We start from the raw sequence: 5,411 nt of genomic DNA, 5'->3' as shown, positions 1-5,411 counted from the left end.
CCCCCGGCCCCCACCCAGGCGTCAGACGGGCTGCCGCCGCGCGAGCGCCTTCTGGCGATGGCGGCGGTGTCGCTCGCCATGACCATGGCGGTGCTCGATGGGGCGATCGTCAACGTGGCGCTGCCGGTGATGGCCAAGGACCTCGCCGTCGACCCGTCCGCGGCGATCTTCGTGGTCAACGGCTACCAGATCGCGGTGACGGCGGCGCTCCTGCCCTTCGCCTCGCTCGGCGACATCCTCGGCTACAAGCGCGTGTACCTCGCCGGGCTCACGGTGTTCGTGGCGGCCTCTCTCGCCTGCGCCTTCGCGCCGAGCCTCGGCTTCCTCGTCGCCGGGCGCCTCGCGCAGGGGCTCGGGGCCGCCGGCGTGATGAGCGTGAACATCGCGCTGGTGCGTTTCATCTACCCCCACCGGATGATCGGCCGCGGCGTCGGCAACGTCGCGCTCGTCGTCGCCGTCGCCTCGGCGGCCGGCCCGACGGTCGCCGCCGCGATCCTCTCGGTGGCGTCCTGGCCCTGGCTGTTCCTGGTCAACCTGCCGGTGGGCGGGCTCGCGCTCTTCGTCGCCCCGCGGACGCTGCCGGCGACGCCGCGCAGCGGCGCGCGGTTCGATGCGTTGAGCGCGGTGCTGAACGCGCTGACCTTCGGCCTGCTGATCGTCGGCGTCGATCGGCTCGGCGACCCCGCCGGGCGGATGGTCGCCTTCGCCGAGATCGGGGCGGCGATCGCGGTCGGCGCGGTGTTCGTGCTGTACCAGCTGCGCCTGCCGGCGCCGCTGCTGCCGGTGGACCTGCTGCGGATCCCGGCCTTCGCGCTGTCGATGGCGACCTCGATCGCCGCGTTCGCTGCGCAGATGAGCGCCTACATCGCCCTGCCCTTCTACTTCCAGGACGTGTTGCACCTCTCGGGCACGCAGACCGGCTTCCTGATGACGCCGTGGCCGATCGCGATCGCGGCGATGGCGGCGATCTCCGGACGGCTCGCCGACCGTTACCCGCCGGGCCTGCTCGGGGGCGTCGGCCTCGGTCTGATGGCGTCCGGCATCGCCGCGATGGCGCTGCTGCCGGCCGCGCCCGCGACCCTCGACGTCGTCTGGCGGCTGACGCTGTGCGGCCTCGGCTTCGGCCTGTTCCAGACCCCGAACAACAAGGTGATCATCACCTCGGCCCCGCGCGAGCGCAGCGGCGGCGCCAGCGGCATGCAGTCGACCGCCAGGCTCACCGGCCAGTCGCTGGGCGCGGCGATGGTGGCGGTGATCTTCGGGATCACCCACGGCGCCGGATCGGACCGGGCGGTCTCGGCGGCGTTGTGGTGCGCGGTGCTGCTCGCGCTGTTCGGCGGCTGCGCCAGCGTGCTGCGGCGGGGCAGGGCCGGGTAGGCTGCATGCCACCCGGGGCGCGGGGGCCGCGTTGACGGACATCCACAACAGGGATCGACCAGCATGGACATGAACCTGAAGGGCCGCAGCGCCCTCGTCACCGGCTCCACCGGCGGCATCGGCTACGGCATCGCCAAGGCGCTGCTCGAGCTGGGCGCCCGCGTCGGCATCAACGGGCGCACGGCCCAGCGCGTCGAGGCGGCGATCGCGCGACTGCGCGCGGAAAACCCGGCGGGCGAGCCCTTCGCGGCGGTCGGCGACGTGGCGACGGCCGAGGGCGTCGATGCGCTCGTGGCAGCGCTGCCGGACGTGGACATCCTGGTCAACAACACCGGGATCTTCGAGCCCAAGCCATTCTTCGAGATTCCGGACGCGGACTGGCAGCGCTTCTTCGACGTCAACGTGATGAGCGGCGTGCGGCTGTCGCGCGCCTACGCACCGGGGATGGTGGCGCGCGGCTGGGGCCGGGTGGTGTTCATCGCCAGCGAGTCCGGCATCAACATCCCGGTCGAGATGGTCCATTACGGGATGACGAAGACCGCGCAGCTCGCAGTCTCCCGCGGGCTCGCCGAGACGGTCTCCGGCACCGGCGTGACAGTCAACAGCGTGCTGCCCGGCCCGACCCTTTCGGAGGGCGTCGCCGAGTTCATGAAGCAGATGGCCAAGGGATCGGGCGAGGCCGACCTCGATGCGCTCGGCCGGAAGTTCGTCGCAGAGCACCGGCCGACGTCGCTGATCGGACGGCTAGCCAGCGTCGAGGAGGTGGCCAACATGGTGGCCTACGTCTGCAGCCCGGCAGCGAGCGCGACCAGCGGCGCGGCGCTCCGGGTGGATGGTGGCGTCCTGCGCAACATCGCGTAGCGGGCGGACGACGCGCGGGGCGGCGCGAGGCCGCCCCGTTCGGGCGCCCGCCGGCACGGGACGATCCGGGAACGAGGTCTCCGGACCGGGCCGAGGACGGGGCGCGACCGGCTCAGGCCTTCAGGTGGGCGGCGAGGTGCTTATTCATCTCGAACATGCTGCACTTGTCCTTGCCGAAGACCTTCTTGAGCTTGTCGTCGGCGAGGATCTCGCGCTTGTTCTCCGGGTTCTGGAGATTGTGCTTCTTGATGTATTCCCAGACCTTGCTGACGACCTCGCCGCGCGGGATCGGGTTGGTGCCGACGATGGCGCCGAGGTCGGCCGAGGGCTTCAGCGGCTGCTGCAGGGCGTTGGGCTTCGCGCCGGCGGCGGCCTTGGTCGCCTTGGGGGCCGCGGCCTTCGCGGGCTTGGCATCCTTGGTCTCTTTCGCCGCCTTCGGAGCGGCCTTTTCCGTCGTCTTGGTTGCCATGGGGGTTCCTCCGGTTCTCGCTGCGAGCGTGAACGTGACATCCCCGCAGCAGGGGGTAGCCTAGCAGCAAGAACTAAGGGCTAGCGCTGCCGTTCCAAGGGAAAACAGGAACAGTTCCCGTTATCATCCACAGGGTGTGACGCCAGCGGGCACACGTGGCGCCGGATTTCGCGCGGCGAAACCCTTTCTTCACCGGATCGGAAGACAGATCCGAGGATGGTCAGCACCGCCCTCGCCCTCGCCTTCGTGTCCGCGTTCGCCCTGGTCCTCTGCCTCGGGCTCGGCATCGCGTCCGAGCCGAATGCTTGCGAGCGACCGCCCGGCGCCGGGCTGGTCTGAGGTCGGACGCCCGCCCCGCATCGAAGACTTGGGATCGACGTCTTGCGCGCAGGCGCGTCCTTCGCCTTGCACGCAAGACGCGATCCGGGCGAACCGGCCGGCCGCCCGGACGTTTCAGGCGGCGGAGGACGGCCCTCCCCGCCTTCGTCCTCCCGCCGCGGAACGCCCCTTCCATGTCGAGCCTCGAGCCGAACACCCTCGACGGCATCGCGCACATCATCCAGGTGGCGCTGACGCCGGTGTTCCTGCTGTCCGGGGTCGCGACCCTGCTCAACGTCTTCGGCGCCCGCCTCGCCCGCGTCTCGGACCAGGCCGAGCGGGTCTCAGGCCTGCTCGCCGGCGCGACCGAGACGGAGCGCCTGTGCCTCGACCACCGGCTCGACCGCCTGCGGCTGCGCGCGCTGCTGCTCGACGCGGCGGTGGTGCTGGCGGCGCTCTCGGGCGTCTCGACCTGCGGCGCCGTCCTCACGCTCTTCGTCGGCGCGCTCCGCGACGCCACCGTGGCCGGCGTGCTGTTCGCGCTGTTCGGCGCGGCGATCCTATGCACGCTCCTGGCCCTGGTCGCCTTCGGCGCCGAGATGCTGTTTGCCAGCCGCGGCGTCCGCAACCGGGTCGCCCTGCGCCGGGCCGAGGCGGAAGCCGGGCCAGAAGGCTGAGACGCGGCGGAACCCATCGCGAATCCGGGCTTTCCTAGGCCGACGCCCGGATCACCGGGCGACCCAGTCCTTGCGATAAGGGAGATCGCGATGCCGACGGAACTTCCCAACGAGCGCAGCATCCGCAAGCCCGGCTCGATGGAGCTCGACCCCTCCGGCGAGGGCGTGGCCATCGACGAGACCGTCCGGCTGATCGCCTCGAACAAGGTCGAGGGCACGGCGGTCTACGACGCGGCCGGCAAGCACCTCGGAACGGTGCACAACTTCATGGTCGACAAGGTCTCGGGCCAGGTCGCCTACGCGGTGCTCGCGTTCGGCGGCTTCCTTGGCCTCGGCGAGAACCACCACCCGCTGCCGTGGAAGGCGCTGACCTACAGCGTCGAACTAAGCGGCTACGTGGTCGACATCGACCCGGCGACGCTCGCCGGCGCGCCGAGCCACGGCCCGGGCGAGGACGGCTTCGCCGACCCGGCCTATGGCGGCCGGCTCGACGACTATTACGGCCCGCGGCTGACGGCGGCCGTCTAGAACGTGACGGGTTAAAGCATTCTCCGTGATCTCTGGATCACGGAGAATGCTCTAACCTGCTGTTTGGTCGTATTTTCTTCACGCGAGCCGGCATCCACCTCGCTTGAAAATGCTCTAACAGGCTGCTGAAAAAGTCCCGAGATGGAGAAAGACGTTCTCCTGCCGCAGGCACTCTTGGGCCGAGCCCCCACGATCGAGAACCGTCGAGACGCGAGAACCGCCCCATTCTCTAACAAATGGTGTGATTCGGAGATGATTGTTCTACCTCGCCCGACTTTTTCAGCAGCCTGCTAGAACTTGCCACCGAGGCCGACGCCACCGCCCGGGGTCAGGGCCGGCGCCATCGAGCTCGACGAACCGCCGGCGGTCGGCTCTCCGTCGATCTCGTCGCGGCGGATGCGGCGCGGGCCGTCGTTGGCCGCGCGCGCCTCGTTGCGCTTGTCGCGGGGCAGGTCGAGGGTCCGGGTCGGGGCGGTCGCCAGCGGGCGGCCGTCGGCGTCGACGTTGGCCATGCGTGCCTCGCGGCCCGGCAGGGCGCTGCGCAGCGACGGCGGCGGGCCGACCTCGGCCGCCGGCATCACGCCGCCGCCGCCGCCCAGCGCACCGCCGAGCGCTTGGCACCCGGCCAGGGCCGCGCCGAGGGAGAGCGCGGCGGCCGTCAGGGCGAGCGGGCGGCGCAGGCGCAGCGCGCCGGTCGTGACGGACGAAATTGCGGCAGACGAGATCCGGGCAGACATGGGCGGTGCGGTCCTGTTTCCTCGTGGCGGCCGGTCTCGAACCGGGCCGCCGTGACGGGGTTGACGGCCTGTCTACGATGCAGATTGGGCGAAAACCAGACGCCGCCGCGTCCGCCGCGGGACGGCTCGTGAGCCGCAGGCGCGGCCGAGGCGAGAGCGAACGGCCCGAAACATGCGGGTCCGCCCGCGGATCGCGATTCACAACTTCGCCTTGGTCGAACGGCATGCGAAGGTCGCGCTCCCGCAGCCCGTGACGACCCGGTGGACAGATCCCCGCCGCGCCACGGCCGCGCCGCGCCGACGCCAGCACTTGAGGACCTTGCGTGACCACATCGATCCGGATGATCGCGACCGCGACGATCACCCTTTGGACCGCCCCCTTCGGGAGCGCGTCCGCCATCGCGCAGACGCCCGCCCCCCAGGCCGCCCCGGCCGCCGGCGAGG

7 protein-coding genes are annotated in these 5,411 nt (G+C 71.1%); 5 read left to right on the top strand and 2 right to left on the bottom strand.

Going from position 1 to position 5,411, the window contains the following annotated elements; translation table 11 throughout:
• The first annotated feature begins 30 nt into the window (after positions 1 to 30).
• Together FV234_RS25060 and FV234_RS25055 are read left to right on the top strand one after the other, a co-directional pair.
• On the top strand, positions 31 to 1,377 hold the full coding sequence (locus FV234_RS25060; protein WP_246686305.1) for an MFS transporter: 1,347 nt from the start codon (positions 31 to 33) through the stop codon (positions 1,375 to 1,377).
• A 63-nt stretch (positions 1,378 to 1,440) separates the two neighbouring features.
• Positions 1,441 to 2,238 carry an SDR family NAD(P)-dependent oxidoreductase gene (locus tag FV234_RS25055; RefSeq protein WP_147832347.1) on the top strand — a complete coding sequence of 266 codons (798 nt, stop codon included), beginning with the start codon at positions 1,441 to 1,443 and terminating at the stop codon, positions 2,236 to 2,238.
• 112 nt (positions 2,239 to 2,350) lie between these two features.
• Here FV234_RS25055 and FV234_RS25050 read toward each other — a convergent pair whose 3' ends face one another.
• Positions 2,351 to 2,707: an SWIB/MDM2 domain-containing protein gene (locus tag FV234_RS25050; protein ID WP_147754595.1), complete on the bottom strand. Its 357-nt coding sequence runs from the start codon at positions 2,705 to 2,707 to the stop codon at positions 2,351 to 2,353.
• 216 nt (positions 2,708 to 2,923) lie between these two features.
• Here FV234_RS25050 and FV234_RS27025 point away from each other — a divergent pair, with 216 nt between their 5' ends.
• The 3 genes from FV234_RS27025 (at position 2,924) to FV234_RS25040 (ending at position 4,230) form a co-directional block, all read left to right on the top strand.
• On the top strand, positions 2,924 to 3,046 hold the full coding sequence (locus FV234_RS27025) for a hypothetical protein (RefSeq protein WP_281407971.1): 123 nt from the start codon (positions 2,924 to 2,926) through the stop codon (positions 3,044 to 3,046).
• A 173-nt stretch (positions 3,047 to 3,219) separates the two neighbouring features.
• The gene (locus FV234_RS25045; RefSeq protein WP_147832346.1) at positions 3,220 to 3,702 is read left to right on the top strand and encodes a DUF2721 domain-containing protein; all 483 of its coding nucleotides are present in this window, start codon (positions 3,220 to 3,222) and stop codon (positions 3,700 to 3,702) included.
• Positions 3,703 to 3,792: 90 nt separating this feature from the next.
• Complete coding sequence (locus FV234_RS25040; protein WP_147832345.1) at positions 3,793 to 4,230, top strand: PRC-barrel domain-containing protein; 438 nt, start codon at positions 3,793 to 3,795, stop codon at positions 4,228 to 4,230.
• 290 nt (positions 4,231 to 4,520) lie between these two features.
• On the opposite strand, the gene FV234_RS25035 is transcribed toward FV234_RS25040, so the two are convergent.
• Entirely contained in the window at positions 4,521 to 4,967 is a 447-nt protein-coding gene (locus FV234_RS25035) for a hypothetical protein (RefSeq protein WP_238272576.1), read from the bottom strand.
• Positions 4,968 to 5,411 lie beyond the last annotated feature (444 nt).

The organism is Methylobacterium sp. WL8 (assembly GCF_008040045.1).
Taxonomy (GTDB): domain Bacteria; phylum Pseudomonadota; class Alphaproteobacteria; order Rhizobiales; family Beijerinckiaceae; genus Methylobacterium; species Methylobacterium cerastii.
The sequence above is the reverse complement of the archived record's forward strand: the minus strand, read 5'-3'. Positions and strand labels throughout refer to the sequence as shown.

Bases quoted from the DNA above. Each gene is read 5' to 3' on its own strand.
- FV234_RS25055 (WP_147832347.1), top strand. From the start codon at position 1,441: ATGGACATGAACCTGAAGGGCCGCAGCGCCCTCGTCACCGGCTCCACC.
- FV234_RS25050 (WP_147754595.1), bottom strand. From the start codon at position 2,707: ATGGCAACCAAGACGACGGAAAAGGCCGCTCCGAAGGCGGCGAAAGAG.
- FV234_RS27025 (WP_281407971.1), top strand. From the start codon at position 2,924: ATGGTCAGCACCGCCCTCGCCCTCGCCTTCGTGTCCGCGTTCGCCCTG.
- FV234_RS25045 (WP_147832346.1), top strand. From the start codon at position 3,220: ATGTCGAGCCTCGAGCCGAACACCCTCGACGGCATCGCGCACATCATC.
- FV234_RS25040 (WP_147832345.1), top strand. From the start codon at position 3,793: ATGCCGACGGAACTTCCCAACGAGCGCAGCATCCGCAAGCCCGGCTCG.
- FV234_RS25035 (WP_238272576.1), bottom strand. From the start codon at position 4,967: ATGTCTGCCCGGATCTCGTCTGCCGCAATTTCGTCCGTCACGACCGGC.